14 protein-coding genes are annotated in these 16,121 nt (G+C 55.1%); 5 read left to right on the forward strand and 9 right to left on the reverse strand.

The window, feature by feature from the left end:
* Positions 1-51: 51 nt before the first annotated feature.
* From CRO33_RS08600 to CRO33_RS08640, 9 genes are all read right to left on the reverse strand, one after another.
* Positions 52-1,140, reverse strand: a complete 1,089-nt coding sequence (locus CRO33_RS08600) for an ABC transporter substrate-binding protein (protein WP_097117835.1) — start codon at positions 1,138-1,140, stop codon at positions 52-54.
* 531 nt (positions 1,141-1,671) lie between these two features.
* On the reverse strand, positions 1,672-2,526 hold the full coding sequence (locus CRO33_RS08605) for a VOC family protein (RefSeq protein WP_097117836.1): 855 nt from the start codon (positions 2,524-2,526) through the stop codon (positions 1,672-1,674).
* 23 nt (positions 2,527-2,549) lie between these two features.
* Positions 2,550-2,921, reverse strand: a complete 372-nt coding sequence (locus CRO33_RS08610) for a peptidase dimerization domain-containing protein (protein ID WP_255253257.1) — start codon at positions 2,919-2,921, stop codon at positions 2,550-2,552.
* Positions 2,922-2,923: 2 nt separating this feature from the next.
* The gene (locus CRO33_RS08615) at positions 2,924-4,027 is read right to left on the reverse strand and encodes an alkylhydroperoxidase domain protein (protein ID WP_097117838.1); all 1,104 of its coding nucleotides are present in this window, start codon (positions 4,025-4,027) and stop codon (positions 2,924-2,926) included.
* A 12-nt stretch (positions 4,028-4,039) separates the two neighbouring features.
* Positions 4,040-5,044 carry a putative FMN-dependent luciferase-like monooxygenase gene (locus CRO33_RS08620; RefSeq protein WP_097117839.1) on the reverse strand — a complete coding sequence of 335 codons (1,005 nt, stop codon included), beginning with the start codon at positions 5,042-5,044 and terminating at the stop codon, positions 4,040-4,042.
* A complete protein-coding gene (locus tag CRO33_RS08625; protein ID WP_097117840.1) occupies positions 5,041-6,651 on the reverse strand; it encodes a dipeptide ABC transporter ATP-binding protein in 1,611 nt (536 codons plus the stop codon). Before CRO33_RS08625 ends, CRO33_RS08620 begins: the two co-directional genes overlap by 4 nt.
* Positions 6,648-7,505: an ABC transporter permease gene (locus CRO33_RS08630; RefSeq protein WP_097117841.1), complete on the reverse strand. Its 858-nt coding sequence runs from the start codon at positions 7,503-7,505 to the stop codon at positions 6,648-6,650. Before CRO33_RS08630 ends, CRO33_RS08625 begins: the two co-directional genes overlap by 4 nt.
* Positions 7,502-8,446, reverse strand: a complete 945-nt coding sequence (locus CRO33_RS08635; RefSeq protein WP_176505748.1) for an ABC transporter permease — start codon at positions 8,444-8,446, stop codon at positions 7,502-7,504. The genes CRO33_RS08630 and CRO33_RS08635 overlap by 4 nt, the downstream gene beginning before the upstream one ends.
* 12 nt (positions 8,447-8,458) lie before the next feature.
* A complete protein-coding gene (locus CRO33_RS08640) occupies positions 8,459-10,081 on the reverse strand; it encodes a TIGR04028 family ABC transporter substrate-binding protein (RefSeq protein ID WP_097117843.1) in 1,623 nt (540 codons plus the stop codon).
* Positions 10,082-10,686: 605 nt separating this feature from the next.
* Here CRO33_RS08640 and CRO33_RS08650 point away from each other — a divergent pair.
* From CRO33_RS08650 to CRO33_RS08670, 5 genes are all read left to right on the forward strand, one after another.
* Complete coding sequence (locus tag CRO33_RS08650) at positions 10,687-11,580, forward strand: LysR family transcriptional regulator (RefSeq protein ID WP_097117845.1); 894 nt, start codon at positions 10,687-10,689, stop codon at positions 11,578-11,580.
* Positions 11,581-11,739: 159 nt separating this feature from the next.
* Positions 11,740-12,219, forward strand: a complete 480-nt coding sequence (locus CRO33_RS08655; RefSeq protein WP_097117846.1) for a (R)-mandelonitrile lyase — start codon at positions 11,740-11,742, stop codon at positions 12,217-12,219.
* 345 nt (positions 12,220-12,564) lie between these two features.
* Positions 12,565-13,560: an MsnO8 family LLM class oxidoreductase gene (locus CRO33_RS08660; protein ID WP_097117847.1), complete on the forward strand. Its 996-nt coding sequence runs from the start codon at positions 12,565-12,567 to the stop codon at positions 13,558-13,560.
* A gap of 13 nt (positions 13,561-13,573) precedes the next feature.
* Positions 13,574-14,710, forward strand: a complete 1,137-nt coding sequence (locus CRO33_RS08665; protein ID WP_097117848.1) for an amidohydrolase — start codon at positions 13,574-13,576, stop codon at positions 14,708-14,710.
* 81 nt (positions 14,711-14,791) lie between these two features.
* Complete coding sequence (locus CRO33_RS08670) at positions 14,792-16,105, forward strand: LLM class flavin-dependent oxidoreductase (protein ID WP_097117849.1); 1,314 nt, start codon at positions 14,792-14,794, stop codon at positions 16,103-16,105.
* The last annotated feature ends 16 nt before the right edge of the window (positions 16,106-16,121 follow it).

A 16,121-nucleotide genomic window follows, 5' to 3' on the forward strand; every position in this document is an offset into this window, starting at 1 on the left:
GAGGCGAAAGGAGATGTTATGCGCCGCGACGGGCGCATAACGTGGGGAGCATTATTTCCCGGCGGCGGTACGCCACTGTTTAATAAATTCCAGGCGTTTTGCCGGTTCCAGATATTCCAGCAGCGATTCATCCACCGGAATCGGCTTAAGAGCATCGCCCAGCATTTTGGTCATACCGTCAATATCGTTTTTGCCTTCGATATCATTACGCAGGGAAGGGATGTCCGCCTGATTTGCCAGGATACTCTGTCCCTTTTCTGACAATACATAATCCAGCCACAATTTAGCCGCGTTCTCATGCTCACCCTCTTCGGTGATAAACGAAACGCGAGACAGCACCAGGATATAATCTTTCGGGTAAGCGATGCCCAATGCCGGATCGTTCTTCGCTCGGGCTTCGGCATAAGAACCAAGAATATTAAAGCCAATCAAATTCTCGCCTGAAGAGACGCGCTCCATCATCGTGCCAGTCGAAGACTGTACCGTCAGACCCCCTTTCGCCATCCCCGCCAGGTTTTCTTTGTATTGCGGATCCACTTTGCTGTCCTGAACCGTCAGCATGAAACCTAATCCTGATTTTTCAATATCGTAAGTGGTCACTTTATTTTTGAATTTAGCCGGATCGGCTGCAATCATTTTAGCCAGTGCGATGTGAGAGTCAGGCGCGGTGTCTTTTGGGATGAGTTTATTGTTGTAAATAAACACCACCGGTTCGTAGGTCGTGCCGTAGGCTTTATTTTGCCACACCGCCCATTTTGGAATTTTGCCCTGCTCGGGAGAGGCATATTCCGCAGCGTAGTCGGTGGCCAATTTCAACGCGGTATCCATGGATGAGCTCCACACCACATCACCGCTGCCGCTGCCGGAGGCCTGTTCACTAATGTAACGGTTATAGAGTTCGGTACTGTTCATGTCGTTATATTCAACTCTAATGCCCGGATACAGTGTCTCAAAGCCTTTGATCAACGGGCCCGCTGCTTTGGTGTCAGTGGTTGAGTACACCACCACTTTGCCCTCTTTTGTCGCTGCATCAATGACTTTCTGATACTCAGTGGGATAACCAGCAGGTACAGCCGCAAACGCAGAAAAGGAGAGTCCTGCCAGTACAGAGGTTGTTAAAAAACGCAGAGAGGTTTTCATACAGATCCTTTTGGTTACATTTGTTACAAGAATTTAACAGTAACCCATTGCGACCCCGATGCAATCATAGTGTCAATTTTTTTCAGGATCTGTGAAGTTAGTTAGGTTATTAATCTGACGTTCAAATGGGGGGCTACTTGATTGGCGTTATAAATTAAACAAGCTTTTAAAAGGAGTTATTAATATCTACGATGGAATGATTAAATGCATGAGTGATGTTAAAATGCCCAGTGATAAAATTCATTGATGTTGTTAGGTTGAAAACCAAATAATAAAAAAGGCTGTAATGGTAAAAACACTCATCAATATGGCAATCCATTCATCAAACTGAAAAAACAAAAACGATTTCATATCATTCATACCCTCATGTTAGTGAGGGCATATTGACGTTAAAAGATTAACAGAACCTTAGGGAAGTGACGAAATGGCATAAAGGGGCAATGGATAAAGATCTTCTGATACCAGGGTTAGCCGCGATCACAGCTCAAGAGCGCTATTTAAGAGGTGCGGCCCATGGGCCGCCCGCAAAGCTCAAGCTGACTGCTGAAACCGCAGCGCCACGCCAAAAGCATGCTCAGCGCTGACGATAAGCGCGGATTCCTCTTCGTGGAACGGGATATCGCCCAGCAGCAAACTGGCTTTTACCTTGCGCAGATCCATACTGCGCAAGCTTAACGCCGCCATGCGTGCACTGCCGTTGTAATCGGGTGGTAATCCGGCGAAACGTTGTGTGACATAGCCGGCAGCCGCGAAGCGCACGGTCGCCACGCCGGCTTTTAATACGAAGGCACCTTGCTGGCAGGCGGTGAGCGCATTAGCCCCAAACAACCGACTGTAAGGTTGTGCTGCCGCCGCAGGATCCTGCGCCACCACCACAAATTCGACAATATCAGTCACGCCATTCGGATGCTGACGCCATGCATCCTGCCATACCGCGTGTGGGGTCTCGTGCTGGCAGAAGAAACTGCGCCCATTCGGCACCAGCGCCGGTCGTAACTGCACGGTGCGGAAACGTGCCTGATCCTCATTGCCATCCGGCAACTGTACCGGACGGAAGAAGCTGGCAGGCACAGCGCCATCAATATCCTGGCTCTCAAGATAACGCCATACCGCATCGGCATCGTCGGTCTTCCACACCAACCCGCTCAGGCCAATCGGTGACTGCCACACATCCTGACGTAAACTGGCGCGCCCCGGCTCGAAGCCGAGCAGCTCAAGATAGTTATCACCAAACACGGCCAGATGGTTACTGGATCCGAGCGAATGATGGCCGCGTTCGGTGAGCTGAAACCCCAACCGACGAAACAGCGCACTGGCCTCATCTAACTGATCGGCCACGTTGATCACCACGTGATCCAGACGGGGAATCGGTACCGAAATCGCCATCGCTTTCCTCCTTGCTCTCATGGTCACCGCGCCCATGCTGACGCGTCCGGTTCGGATGCTGACAGTGGCTGCCAGTTGACGTGCGTTTCCGCGCCAAAACCGGCGGCAATGCCGGCAATCAGGGTGGTGATTTGCGTATCGGTGTGCTGATCCTGACTGCGGACGATGCCCTCGATCTTCGCTTTCTGAGGCAGCACATTCCAGCTGTTACCGGCCGTTAAGCGCGTAATACCCAGCGTCCATTGGCGATGACGACTGGGGAGTGCATAGAGCGCAGAAACGATATGGCTGCCGATCACAATCACATCAATGCCTTCATGTGGCCGTGCGGCATGCGCGCCTTTACCGGTCAGGGTGATGTGAAAACGCTGCGCGGAGTGGGTTTGCCCGGTCATGGTCATCCTTGTGAGTGTTCAGGTAAAAAAGGCTCGCCCAGCGTCAACATCAAACGGTTTGCCCAGGCAAAGAAAGCAGCGGACTGGATCACATCAAGCAGTTCCAGCGTGGTGAAGCCCTGATCGCGTAATGTCTGCACCTGTTGCAGGCTGGCGGCAGCGGGAGTGATGGAAAGCGTGGCGACCAGGTCAATCATCGCGGCCCAGCGTGGTGACTGGCCGTGTGCCAACTCTGCGCCCGGTGCAACATTCAGCAGCTTTTGCACTGCCGCATCGTCTTTTGATAACTGGCTGGCTTTACGCGCGTGGACCGAGGCGCAGAAGATGCAGCCATTCACTTTACTGACCACGGTGGCCGCCAGTTCACGCTCGGCACGCGGCAATCCTCCAGCGGTGTAAAAGATGCCTTTGTCGGTCAGCGTTCGCTGTTCCAGCAGCGGCAGATGACGTGCCAGCAGGCGGAAGTAATCGGAGTCGCTGTGGCCGTTTTTCTTCAACGTAGCCTGTTCATCGGCGGTAAATTCGTTGAGCGGTTTGGCTGCCAGCCAGGGTTCCCAGCCTAACTCTTGCTGGGTAAAGGCGGTGAGGGCGTTTTGGCCACTCAACGTCAACGGTGCATCGTGCCACTTGCCAGCCACGGCGTGCGCTTGCGCGTCACTCTGCTCGCCGTTGAGCAGGCGTAAACCGGTCAGTAAACGACTCTGGAAGCTCACAAAGGCGATTAACTGTGCGAGGGTGACGATGCCACGCGGTGCCCAGCCAGCGCTTTGCAGGTTTTGAATGTGTTTGGGCGCTGCATCCACCGGGTGCAAGCTGAGCAGTTCGGCAAAGGCGTGACCGGCCGCAAAGCGAGCGTCATGTGCCTTGTTGTTCACCTGTTGCTGATAATGCGCCTGTAAGCGGGTGGCGCCGTGCCAGTCGGCGACCTGCGCGGCTAAGGCAAACCGCCATTGCAGCGGGAGATCCGCATCATCTTCACCAAACAGCACCTCATAGCTCCCTTGTGTGTGCTGAGTGGCTGCGTGGCGCTCGTTGCGTGCTAACGCGAGTTGCGATGCGGGATCGATATCCGCTAAGGCGGCCAGTAAATCAACGGGTTGAGACATCATTTTCTCCTGTTAAGCCTGTTCCAGAGCACGTAGCTCAGGGGCGATGTGATCAGCGATTAATTCAATTGAACGCAGGATGTCGGCGTGTGGCGGATCGATTGAGTGCACCTGGAAGGTGATATCGGTGACACGTTGCAAGGTTGAGTCGGCGCGCAATGACGCCAGGACGGAAGGTGCATCGCCAAAGTGCGCATAAAGCTGCCGCGCATGGCTTTCCAGCGTATGGCCAGTGATGACGTGGCCAGCAGCCTGAAACTGCTCAGCCTGGCGCCGCAATCCTGGCTCTGCGAGACGACGCGCATAGTCATTTGAATCGGCAACAAACGCGGTGCGCGAGGCGAGTATGCGCGGTGCAATACCGGCCGGTAACGCGGCCAGATAGGCATCGATCATTGGATTTTGTATCGCCTCCAGCGGCAAATCAGGCTGGCCTGGCGGACGCGGTTGCGTGCGTGACAACATCAAGCCATGGCCAGCGGCGCCGGCTCGCGCGGCACCCTCAACCGAGAATGTGGCGATCCACACGCGCTGTGCCAATGTTGGCGCGGGCGGGTAGAGATGATTATCCGGGTGCGCGAGGGTATCGCCACGCCAGGCGCTAAGCAGCGTGTGCAGCTGGTCGGCAAACACGCTGGCGCGTTGATCGATGGTCAAGCCAAAGGGCAAGAAAGAGGTTTTTGTGCCGCCCGATCCCAATCCGACTTCCAGCCGCTCATGACTGAGCAGGTCTAATACGGCGGCATCCTCTGCCACGCGCAACGCGTTTTCCATCGCCAGCGTAATAATGCCAGTGCCAAGACGGATCGTGCGGGTGTGAGCGGCCACGTGGGCGAGGAAGACCAGTGGCGCAGGCAGACCGCCTTCCTTCTCATGGAAATGATGCTGAGCGATCCAGGCGCTGTCGAATCCTAAACGTTCAGCGTGCTGGATCTGTTCGGTGGCGAGGCGATAGCGCTCTTGCGCCGATACCTCATCCAGCAGGCGGGTGAAAAAGCCAATGCGTTTACGCGTCATGCAGACTCCTTAATCAGCGGACGGATAGCAGGGATGGCGTCAATCAGTGCACGGGTATAAGTATGCTGAGGTGCGTTAAATAAGGTGACAGTGTCACCTTGCTCAACCACTTCGCCCGCCTTCAGTACGGTCACGCTGTGCGCAATGCGGCGCACCGTAGCGAGATCGTGGGTGATAAACAGATAGGTTAATCCCAGTTCCTGTTGCAGCTGTTGCAACAACTGCAGGATTTGCGTCTGTACGGTGACATCCAGTGCCGAGGTGGCTTCATCCAGCACCAGTATCGCCGGTTGCAGGATCAGTGCGCGCGCAATCGCCACGCGCTGACGTTGACCTCCGGAGAGTTCACGCGGTTTACGGGTTAGCAATTCCAGCGGCAGTGCCACTCGCTCAGCTACAGCTTCAACCCGCTGGCGACGCACATCGGCACTGAGTTTTTCGAAATTACGCAGCGGTTCTTCGATAATGGCAAACAGCGTCTGGCGCGGATCCAGTGATGCAAACGGATTCTGATACACGAACTGGATTTTGCGTCGGAGTTGGCGCAGCGCTTCACCGCGCAGCGCACTGGCATCAATGCCGTCAATCACCACGCGTCCGCTGTCAGCCTGTTCAAATCCCAGCAGAATGCGCGCCAGCGTGGTTTTACCGGAGCCGGATTCACCGACCAGTGCGTGCGTGGTGCCGCGTGGCACTGTCAGGCTGACCTGTCTGGCGACCTGTAACTGCTGCTGTTTACCGAGTGAGAACTGCTTGTTGATGGCTGAAAGCTGGATCGCGGGTGTCGAAAACTTTGCTTCAGGTGAAATCGCCAGCGCCGTGTGGTCCGGTGAAGCATCTTGCAGCAGCTGGCGCGTGTAAGGGTGCTGTGGCGCATTAAACACCTGAGCGGCTGGCCCTTGTTCCTGAATCTCGCCGTGACGGAATACCAGCAACCGGTCGGCGCGTTCTGCCGCCAGCGCCAGATCGTGCGTGACAAACAACACCGCAGTGCCCGACTCACGGCGCAGCACATCCAGCAGATCCAGAATGCGTTTCTGCACCGTGACATCCAGCGCGCTGGTGGGCTCATCCGCGATGATAATTTGCGGTCGCAAGGCGAGGGCGATCGCAATCAATACCCGCTGCTTCATGCCGCCAGAAAGCTGATGCGGATACTGCGTCAGTCGCTGTTGCGGATGGCTCAACCCGACTTTTTCCAGCAGTTCCAGTACACGCTGCTGGCGCTCAGACTTGCTGATTTTCTGATGCAGTTGCAGCATTTCACCCACCTGATCGCCGATGGTTTTCACCGGGTTGAGTGAGTTGCCGGGATCCTGTGGCACCAGACTGATACTGACGCCGCGCAGGCTGTCCATGCGTTTAGCTGACCAGTCGGCAATGTCGGTGCCGTTTAATACGATCTTGCCGCTGTCGCGGCGACCATTTTCGGCCAGCAGGCCAATAATCGCCTGTGCGGTGGTGGTTTTACCGGAGCCGGATTCGCCGACTAATGCCACCATTTCACCTGCCTGCAAGGTGAAGCTCACATTGTGCACCACTTCACGCCACTGCCCGCGCTGTTGATAGCTAAGGGAAAGATTCTCTATTGCGAGTAATTCACTCATGCGCCACCTCCGCCGATTTGTTGGCTAATGCGATTCGCCGCCAGCACCACGGCCACCACCACGATGCCGGGGAAAGTGGTGAGCCACCAGGCGGTGGCCAGGTAGTTACGCCCTTCAGCAATCAGTAATCCCCATTCTGGTGTAGGTGGCGGTGTGCCATAGCCCAGGAAACTGAGGGTGGAGAGTGCCAGAATCGCCTGACCAAACTGCAGTGCGGCAAAGGCAATCACCGCCGTCAGCGAGTTGGGTAAAATGTGTCGCCACAGCACCTGCCAAAAGCTGCCGCCGCTGCCGTAGGCCGCTTCGACATATTCGCTGCGCCGCACACGCACCACTTCACCACGTGCAAGGCGGGCAAAACTGGCGATGGAGGCAATCCCCACGGCCAGCGCGGCATGCACTGTGCCAAATCCCAGCAGATTCAGTACGCTGAGTGACAGCAGCAATGAGGGAATCGACAGCAGCACGTCAACCAGGCGCATCAGGGTGTTTTCCGTATGCCCGCCTACCGCGCCCGCCAATACACCCAGCGTGGTGCCGCCAATCAGACCCATCGCCACGGCGGCAAAGGCGGCGGACAGTGACTGTGAAGCACCGTAAACAATACGGGTAAACAGATCGCGGCCGAGCTGATCGGTCCCGAGCCAATACGCGGCCTGCGGCGCTAAACGTTGCGCGCCGGGCACCCCTTGGGTCGGGCTGTAATGGGTCAATAACCCCGGCGCGAATGCCGCTAATAGCGCCAGCAGCATCACCGCCCAGGCCAGCCAGAGTCCGGGCTGAATCTGCCAGCTGCGTTGGGTACGTGGGGTGGCGTCGCGTTGGCGAGCGGTAGCGTAATCGACGAGACTCATCGGCTTCCTCCGGCGATAGGTTGCAAACGGGGATCGAACAGTGGCATCAGCACATCGACCAGCAGATTGATCAGGACAAAGGCCAGCGCAGAGATCATCACCACCGCCTGTAACACCGCGACATCCTGATTATTGACCGCCTGCTGCGTCAGTTGGCCGATACCGCTGAGACCAAATACGGTTTCGGTGATCAGCGCGCCGGCGATCAACTCGCCCAGCAGCAGACCGGCCACGTTGAGCACCGGCAGCAGCGCATTGCGCATTACGTGTCGCCACAGCACGCGATTGGCGCTGGCGCCTTTGGCTCGTGCCACCGCCACATAAGGCTGCGTTGAAATCTGGTCAATACTGCGCAGCAGGATTTGTGCCAGCGGCGCGGAGATCGGGATCGCCACCGTGATCACCGGCAGGATTAAACCCTGCAATGGCGACGGGTTGATCACCGGTATCCAGCGCAACTGAAACGAGAACAGCTGTATTAACGCGATGCCGAGCCAGAAGGTGGGCAGCGAGATAAACAGCGCAGGAACGGATTGCAGCAACGAACGCAGCAGACGCAGTGCGGGCAATCGAGACAGTGCCGCCAGCGCAAAGGCCAGCAGCGTGGCCAGCGCAAAACCCAGCACGGCCAGCTGCAGGGTGGCGGGCAGGTTGCTGATCAACAGATCGCTCACTGACACGCCAGCCTGTACTGAATAGCCAAAATCACCGTGCAGCATCGCCAGCAGCGTATGGAAATATTGCTGCCACAGTGGATTATCCGCGCCATAAGCCAGCCGCATCTCAGCGATCTGATCCGGGCTCAAGCCCAGATCCGGGTTCTGGAATTTAATCAGCACCGCATCGCCCGGCAGCACCTGCAGCAGCAAGAACGACAGGGTAAACGCGGCCCATAATACCAGCACGCTTTGACCCACTCTTCGCAGCAGAGAACGTTGCATCATCAGCCTGCCTTAGTGTTTTTCCAGCCACGCGCCGTAGAACGAAGGACGACCCACCGCTTCAAAGCTCACGCCTTTGAACCAGGGAGCACCCGCGAACACTTGCGGCTCTTCGAAGATCGGGATCACGTAAGCCTGATCGAGCAGATAGCGTTGGACATCGCCGGTCAGAGCCAGACGTTTAGCCGGATCCACTTCCGCCGAGATATCCACCAGCAGTGCATTCAGCTTGTCGTCGCGGAAGTTTTGCACCTTGTCGCTGGAGCCGCCTTTTTGCAGCAGCGCGTTACGGTTGGTGGGGTAGAAACTGCTTTTGATCACATCCGGATCGGCACGGCCGACTTCCGTGACGTTGAGCGGCGTTTTCAGCGGATCGAGATTATCCAGCGTGGCGCTGCCCGCATCGCCCGCTTTCACCGCTAAGGCGACGCCCACCTGACGCCACTGCTGTGCCACCAGTTGCAGCACTTCTTTGTTCTGCGGCTGTGGCAGGGATTCGTAGATGGCGAGGGCGAGCTTTTTATCTTCTTTCTCACGAATCCCATCGCTACCGACCTTCCAGCCTGCTTCATCAAGCAGCTGTTTTGCCAGGGCGGGATCGTACTTCAGCTTGTCGGCGAGGTTGACGTAACCGGCTGCAGAATGGGCAATAACCGACGTGGCCTGCGGATAGTTAGGCGAGAACAGTGTCTGCACCACTTGCTGCGCGTTGGTAGCGTGCAACAGCGCCCGGCGCACCTTCAGATCACTGACCAGCGCATTGTCAGGACGGAAGCTGATGCTGTCGTTTACACCGCGTGTGGGTGCGGCATAAATCGGGAAGTTTTGCTGCTGCGCCTGTTTTTCGTCATAGGCCTGGACCTGGCGGATAAAGTCTGCCTGGCCCGCCAACAATGCGCCGATGCGCACGCTATCTTCCGGCGTGACGATAATTTTGATGCCATCGAGATTGGCCGGGCCTTGCTGGGCGATATTTTTCGGCCCCCACTGATAATCTTTACGCGCGGTGAGATCGACTTCACGCCCGAGTTTTTCATCACTGACCACAAACGGACCGGAGCCAATAATATGGCGTGCGTCACCCAGTTGATCGAAGCTTCGTTGCAAAGTGCTTAGAGAAACTAAGCCAGATCCGATGGTCGCGGTGCCCTGTAAAAATCCCGGAGAGGGTTTCTTGAAATAGAACTTCACCGTCAGCGGATCGATGACTTCACTGTGGTCGTAGTTATTGATCACTTCTGAAACTGGCAAGCGCAGGGCTTTATTGCCGAGGCCGTAGGTATCAAAGTTTTTGGCCACCGCGTTGGCATCTAGCGGCGTGCCATCGGAGAAGGTGACGCCCGGACGAATTTTAAAGGTATATTCGGTTTTATCGGTGTTGCTGCTCCAGCTTTCCGCAACCCAGGGTTCAACCTGCAGCGTCTTTGGATTCTGCCACGTCAGCTTATCGGTGATCTGGTTGAGGATACCGCCGTTGGGGTAGAAACCACCGGCAGGCGGGTAGAGGTTGGTATGTGGCTGCTGTTCAAGATACACCAGCGTACCTCCCTTGACCGGAGTGTCCGCCGCGTGTGCGCTAAATATCCCTGTCAGCAGGGCTAAGCTTAATGCCTGCAAGTGAAAATGCTTACTCATGGTGAATTCCTTATGATTCAATAGCCCGGCGGGCCGATTTCATCATCAAATGCCGCACCCGCGAGGAGAACCAAGGAATTGCACTAAGCTTTTGCGAAAAAAATAAAATGAATGGACTTGTGGGAAATAATTAAGATTCTTCGCCGATTAAAAGTGGCGTTAACTCTCTATAATGTAGAGGTTTTATATTTATGGCTTACAGCATGAGGGGGGAGTTTAATGAGAGCATATTGGATCCCGGGTTTAATGTTTATGCTGTCAGCGTGCTCAAGCTCCGTCGGGCATAATTTCGATAGTGCGAACATTCAGAAAATACAGACCGGTAAAACCACCAGAGCCGAGTTAATTAATATGTTTGGGCCGCCTGATTCTGAATCCCCTTATCCGGAAGGGCAACGCCTTATGATGTGGAAATACAGCGAAGCCCGTACGCTGGATACTACCGCAGGCAAGACACTTACCGTGCAAACCAAGAATGGCCGGGTGTTTACTTACACATTGAGTAAGAGTTGAGGACAGGGAAACGATATGTTCGTGCTACAGCAGCCCGAATTCTTCGTGTTTTTGAGCGTGTTATTGAACCCGGAAAGAGATGTGAGTAGGCGATGCTAAGAGAAAATTTCAGCGATCTGGTGTATCTGGTGATGGTCGCCCGGGAACGCAGTTTTACCCGTGCCGCCGCCAAATTGGGTGTCTCTCAATCCGCGTTAAGCCATGCGATGCGCGGCCTTGAAGAGCGCCTTAAAACGCGGCTGTTGACGCGCACCACCCGCAGCGTGGCACCGACCGAAGCCGGTGAACAACTTATCCAGAATATCGCGCCCTTGATGTCAGATATTGAAAAAGCGCTGGTGGCATTGACCGAACATCAGACGCGCACCTCGGGCAATATCCGGATTACCGCCGGTGAACATGCGCTGCACTCCACCCTGTGGCCATTAATTAAACACTATCTTCAACAATACCCTGACGTGAACATTGAACTCTCCGTCGATAACACCCTGACCGATATTGTGAGCGGGCGTTTCGATGCCGGGGTGAGATTAGGCGAGCAGGTGGAAAAGGATATGGTGGCGGTGCGCATCGGCCCTGACTGGAGAATGCTGGTGGTTGCGACCCCCGAGTATTTTAAACATCACGGTATTCCTGAAACGCCGTATGAATTGCAGCATCACAACTGCATCAATATGCGCTTGCCGACACTGGGTGGATTGTATAACTGGGAGTTCACCAAAGATAAAAAAGAGATTCGCGTCAAAGTGGAAGGCCAGCTTATTTTCAATAACCTCAGTTCGCGCATTGAAGCGGCACTCAGCGGTATGGGGATTTTGTATGCGCCTGAAGATTCCGTACGGAAATATATCGATGAAGGTTTGTTGCAGTGTGTGCTGATAGACTGGTGCGAACCTTTTAGTGGTTACTATTTGTATTATCCTAGCCGCAAGCAACATACGGCAGCGTTTTCAAAGCTGATCGACGCCGTGCGCTATCAGGGCTAATTAAAGCATTACGCCCATTAGTGAATTTTGTTCATAAACCCATCCTGATTTGACTACCTTATCAATCAATCCGCGTGATCCTACACTCTTAGCTGCTATCAATGTGACCGCCCGTTCCAGAGCGGTCACAACCCGAACCTGAAGCACGGAGCCCACATAATGAGAATGGCTGTTGCCCTCATACTGGCGTTATCTGTCTCAGCTGTTTCTGCAAAGGAGAACACATCGATGATCACTGTCTGGCAAAGTGGTGAAAAACCTTCGGTTAAAGGCAACTCAGAATATTTCACCGGTACGGTGCGTATTGATGCGCCGTTTCAGGGAAGCGAACCTGCACGTATCGGCGGCGCAACGGTGACCTTTGAACCTTCCGCGCGCACGGCATGGCATACCCATCCGCTCGGGCAAACGCTGATTGTGACAGCAGGTCTGGGGCGTGTGCAGGAGTGGGGCGGTGAAGCACGTGATATCCGTCCGGGCGATATTGTGTGGATCCCGGCAGGCGTAAAACATTGGCATGGTGCCGCACCAGAAAACAGCATGTCGCACATTGCCATCGCTGAAGCTGAAAACGGCAAGGTGGTTGAGTGGCTGGAGAAAGTCAGTGATGAAGAATACGAGGCCGCTAAAACGGCGTAAGCATTCGCATCAGCTAAGTGAATGTGGCTGAGATAATAATGTCACCGTGCCGGTATTCAAACCGGTGCGGTTCACGCCATTTAATTACCTTCAAAATACATTTTGTATAGGCTTATATTCATTTTTGCAAACCATTCCCAATTAGTTTCTGATGTGCAGTTAACAACATTAATTATCATTGATAATTAAATAACATTCTGTTTTACCTCTACTATTTCACTTTTTTTATCTCGTGATATCTCAATATGCATTAATTAAAAATGCATACGACAATAATATGTTTTACCCATTACCCGCGCCATCACACACTGCTCGCCATCATCATTGAGGAAAAGGATTTGGCGTATGTCATATCGACTGAGCTTGTTAGATAAATCGCCGATTGCCGATGGAGAGAGCGCTTCGCATGCCCTGCATCGCACATTACAGCTGGCGCAGCAGGCTGAGGCCTGGGGCTATCACCGCTTCTGGCTGGCAGAGCATCACAACACTGACCGTCTGGCGAGCCCCTCTCCTGAATTGCTGATCGCCTGGATCATTGGCCAGACGCAGCATATTCGCGTCGGCTCTGGTGGCGTGATGTTGCAACACTACAGTCCTTACAAAGTTGCCGAAAATTTCAATCTGTTAGCCTCGCTCGCGCCAGGCCGTATCGATCTCGGTGTGGGTAAAGCGCCAGGTGGCTTACCGCTCTCCACCCGCGCCTTACAGCAAGGTATTCATCAGGACGAGAAGGGCAACTTTGCTGAACAACTGTCACTGCTGGATAGCTGGCTTAATGTCCCACCGGTCGGAGATGAAGAGATCCTGCGCGCCACGCCGCAGCCGCCACGTCCGGCAAACCGATTCCTGCTGGGTGCCAGCGAACAAAGTGCCAGGCTGGCAGCAGAACTGGGCTGGCAGCTGGTATTTGCTGCACATCACAACGGCGATCCGCTGTTGATGGAGCAGGTTTTGAACAGCTATCGCCAATACAGCAACGGCAAGCAGGCGCTGGTGGCCGTGCAAGTGGTGGTCGCCGATTCACCGGCTGAAGCTGATTTGCTGGTGGATAATTTGCGCGTCTATCACGTCAGTGTGAAAGATGGCCCGAGTGTCAACGTGGGCAGCGTTGAGCAAGCCGAACGCTACGTGCGTCAGGGCGGTTATACCGATTATGTCATTGAGCCGCGCACGCCATCGTTGCTGAAAGGCACCGCTGCGCAGGTGCACGCCAAACTGGACGCCTTGCATCAGAATTTCGGCATTGAGGAGTTCGTGATTGATACCCCGATTGCTGAGGAGCAGGCGCGAGTGAAATCTCTCGAACTGCTGGCAACGCATCGACTGGTTGCGGCGTAATTCGGAGATAACCATGACTCACACAAGCGAACAGCAACTGATTGACTGGCGACGCGAGCTGCACAGCTGGCCTGAGCTGTCTGGATATGAAGTAGAAACCACGGCGCGTTTGCGCCGCTGGCTACAGGACGCTGGCTTGCGGTTGCTCGATTATCCGCTGGAAACCGGTCTGGTGGTGGAAGTGGGTCAGGGTGAAACGCTGATCGCGTTGCGAGCTGATATTGATGCCCTGCCGATTCATGAAGCCACTGGCCTCGCCTACCGCTCGCGTAATGCGGGTGTGATGCACGCCTGCGGCCATGATGTGCACAGCGCGGTGATGCTGGGCGCGGCGCTGCAACTGCATGCGCTGGAAGATCAACTGCCGGGGAGCATCCGTATTCTGTTCCAGCCAGCCGAAGAAAATGCCACCGGTGCGCGCAAGTTTATTCAAGCCGGCGTGCTGCAAGATGTGCAGGCAATCTTCGGTATGCACAACGAACCAGGCTTACCGACGGGTGCTTTCGCCACGCGCGGCGGGGCGTTTTATGCCAATGCCGATAAGTTTGTGGTGCGCGTCGCCAGCCCTGAACAGGGCGTGGATGCCATCCTGGTGGCCAGTCAGATCATTCAGGCTCTGCAATCACTCACCAGCCGCAGTTTTAACACTCTTGATAGCCTGGTGTTGAGCGTGACGCGCATCGATGCCGGTCAATCTGGCAACACTCTACCGAGAGAAGCTGAGTTTGGCGGCACTGTGCGCACCCATGACAAGCAGGTGCGGGCGCAGCTGGAACAACGCGCGCGTCAGATTGTCGAGCAGATTGCTGTGGCAAACGGTGCGACCGCGACCTTCAGCTGGCATCCAGGTCCGCCGGTGTTAGAAAACGATGCACGCTGGGCGCAGTTTGCCAGTGAGATTGCTCAGCAGGTGGGGTATCGGGTGCAAACCGCAGAACTGCACCTCGGCGGCGAAGATTTTGCGTATTACTTACAACAGATCCCCGGCGCGTTTGTCAGCATTGGCAGCGCCAGTGAATTTGGTCTGCATCACGGCGGTTTCAACCCCGATGAAGCACTGATCGCGCCTGCCGCGCACTATTTCACCCAACTGGCGCAGCAGGCCTTGCAGCATCTCAATGCACGATGTCGTGACGCAATTCTGAGTTAGCCCATTTAACCCAATATCCTCCGCTTTGTATGGCGACGAAACCGTCGCCGTCAGGCTATGCCATGGAAAAGAGAGAACACTATGACTGCAAGAAAACTGCGACTCGGCACCATTCTGCATGGCGCATCCGGCAATATGTCCGCCTGGCGTCATCCGGCGGCGCAGGCTAATGCCAGCATCAATTTTGACTATGCAAAACACATCGCGCGCAAGGCGGAAGCTGGCAAGCTGGATTTTCTGTTTGTCGCCGATGGTTTGTTTATCAATGAAAAATCCATTCCCCATTTTCTCAATCGCTTCGAACCGCTGACGCTGCTGTCGGCGCTGGCGGGGGTGACTGAGCATTTAGGATTGGTCGGCACGGTCTCCACCTCTTACAGCGAACCTTTCACCGTCGCGCGTCAGTTTGCCAGCCTCGATCACCTTAGCGGCGGGCGTGCAGGCTGGAACGTGGTGACCTCGCCTTTGGAAGGATCGGCGAAAAACTTTTCGCGCCAGCAGCACCCGGAGCACGCGCTGCGCTATCGCATCGCCGATGAGTATTTGCAGGTGGTGAAAGGGCTGTGGGATTCGTGGGAAAGCGATGCTTTTGTGCGGAACAAAGAGAGCGGTCAGTTCTTCGATGCCGCCAAACTTCATACCCTTAATCACCACGGTGATTTCTTCCAGGTGCAGGGGCCACTGAACATCGAACGCACGCCGCAGGGACGCCCGATCGTGTTTCAGGCCGGTGCGTCAGAGGATGGGAAGAAACTTGCAGCGCGCCACGCCGATGCCATTTTCACCCATCAGCCGACGCGCGAAGAGGCGCAAGCTTTCTATAAAGATGTGAAAAAGCAGCTGGTGGCGAACGGACGTGAGCCGCAGGATCTGCATATCTTCCAGGGCGTTGGCGTAATCGTTGGCGATGATGCCGAAGACGTTGAGCGTCAGTACCAAACTACCGCCGCACTGGTTTCCATCAAAGATGCATTGAACTACCTCGGTCGCTTCTTCGATCACCACGACTTCTCGCAATACCCGCTTGATGAGCCTTTCCCGGATATTGGCGATATCGGCCAGAACAGCTTCCGCAGCACCACCGATGAAATCAAACGTAGGGCGCAAGCGCACGGTCACACACTGCGTCAGGCCGCACTGGAAGCGGCCACGCCGCGTCCGCTGTTCTTTGGCACGCCAGAAGAGGTGGCGGATGGATTACAGCTGTGGTTTGAAACCGAGGCCACCGATGGCTTCATTATTCAGGGCGGCACGCCGGATACTTTCGAACGCTTTGTCGATCGCGTCATCCCCCTCCTGCAAGCGCGCGGCCTGACCCGCAGCGAATATCCTGGCACCACGCTGCGTGCCAGCTTCGGTCTGAAAGACCCGGTTAATCAGTTCACACAACAATAAATTAAAGAGAAAACAC

This window comes from Pantoea sp. GL120224-02 (assembly GCF_900215395.1).
Lineage (GTDB): Bacteria > Pseudomonadota > Gammaproteobacteria > Enterobacterales > Enterobacteriaceae > Pantoea > Pantoea communis.

Bases quoted from the DNA above. Each gene is read 5' to 3' on its own strand.
- CRO33_RS08600 (WP_097117835.1), bottom strand. From the start codon at position 1,140: ATGAAAACCTCTCTGCGTTTTTTAACAACCTCTGTACTGGCAGGACTC.
- CRO33_RS08605 (WP_097117836.1), bottom strand. From the start codon at position 2,526: ATGGCGATTTCGGTACCGATTCCCCGTCTGGATCACGTGGTGATCAAC.
- CRO33_RS08610 (WP_255253257.1), bottom strand. From the start codon at position 2,921: ATGACCGGGCAAACCCACTCCGCGCAGCGTTTTCACATCACCCTGACC.
- CRO33_RS08615 (WP_097117838.1), bottom strand. From the start codon at position 4,027: ATGTCTCAACCCGTTGATTTACTGGCCGCCTTAGCGGATATCGATCCC.
- CRO33_RS08620 (WP_097117839.1), bottom strand. From the start codon at position 5,044: ATGACGCGTAAACGCATTGGCTTTTTCACCCGCCTGCTGGATGAGGTA.
- CRO33_RS08625 (WP_097117840.1), bottom strand. From the start codon at position 6,651: ATGAGTGAATTACTCGCAATAGAGAATCTTTCCCTTAGCTATCAACAG.
- CRO33_RS08630 (WP_097117841.1), bottom strand. From the start codon at position 7,505: ATGAGTCTCGTCGATTACGCTACCGCTCGCCAACGCGACGCCACCCCA.
- CRO33_RS08635 (WP_176505748.1), bottom strand. From the start codon at position 8,446: ATGCAACGTTCTCTGCTGCGAAGAGTGGGTCAAAGCGTGCTGGTATTA.
- CRO33_RS08640 (WP_097117843.1), bottom strand. From the start codon at position 10,081: ATGAGTAAGCATTTTCACTTGCAGGCATTAAGCTTAGCCCTGCTGACA.
- CRO33_RS08650 (WP_097117845.1), top strand. From the start codon at position 10,687: ATGCTAAGAGAAAATTTCAGCGATCTGGTGTATCTGGTGATGGTCGCC.
- CRO33_RS08655 (WP_097117846.1), top strand. From the start codon at position 11,740: ATGAGAATGGCTGTTGCCCTCATACTGGCGTTATCTGTCTCAGCTGTT.
- CRO33_RS08660 (WP_097117847.1), top strand. From the start codon at position 12,565: ATGTCATATCGACTGAGCTTGTTAGATAAATCGCCGATTGCCGATGGA.
- CRO33_RS08665 (WP_097117848.1), top strand. From the start codon at position 13,574: ATGACTCACACAAGCGAACAGCAACTGATTGACTGGCGACGCGAGCTG.
- CRO33_RS08670 (WP_097117849.1), top strand. From the start codon at position 14,792: ATGACTGCAAGAAAACTGCGACTCGGCACCATTCTGCATGGCGCATCC.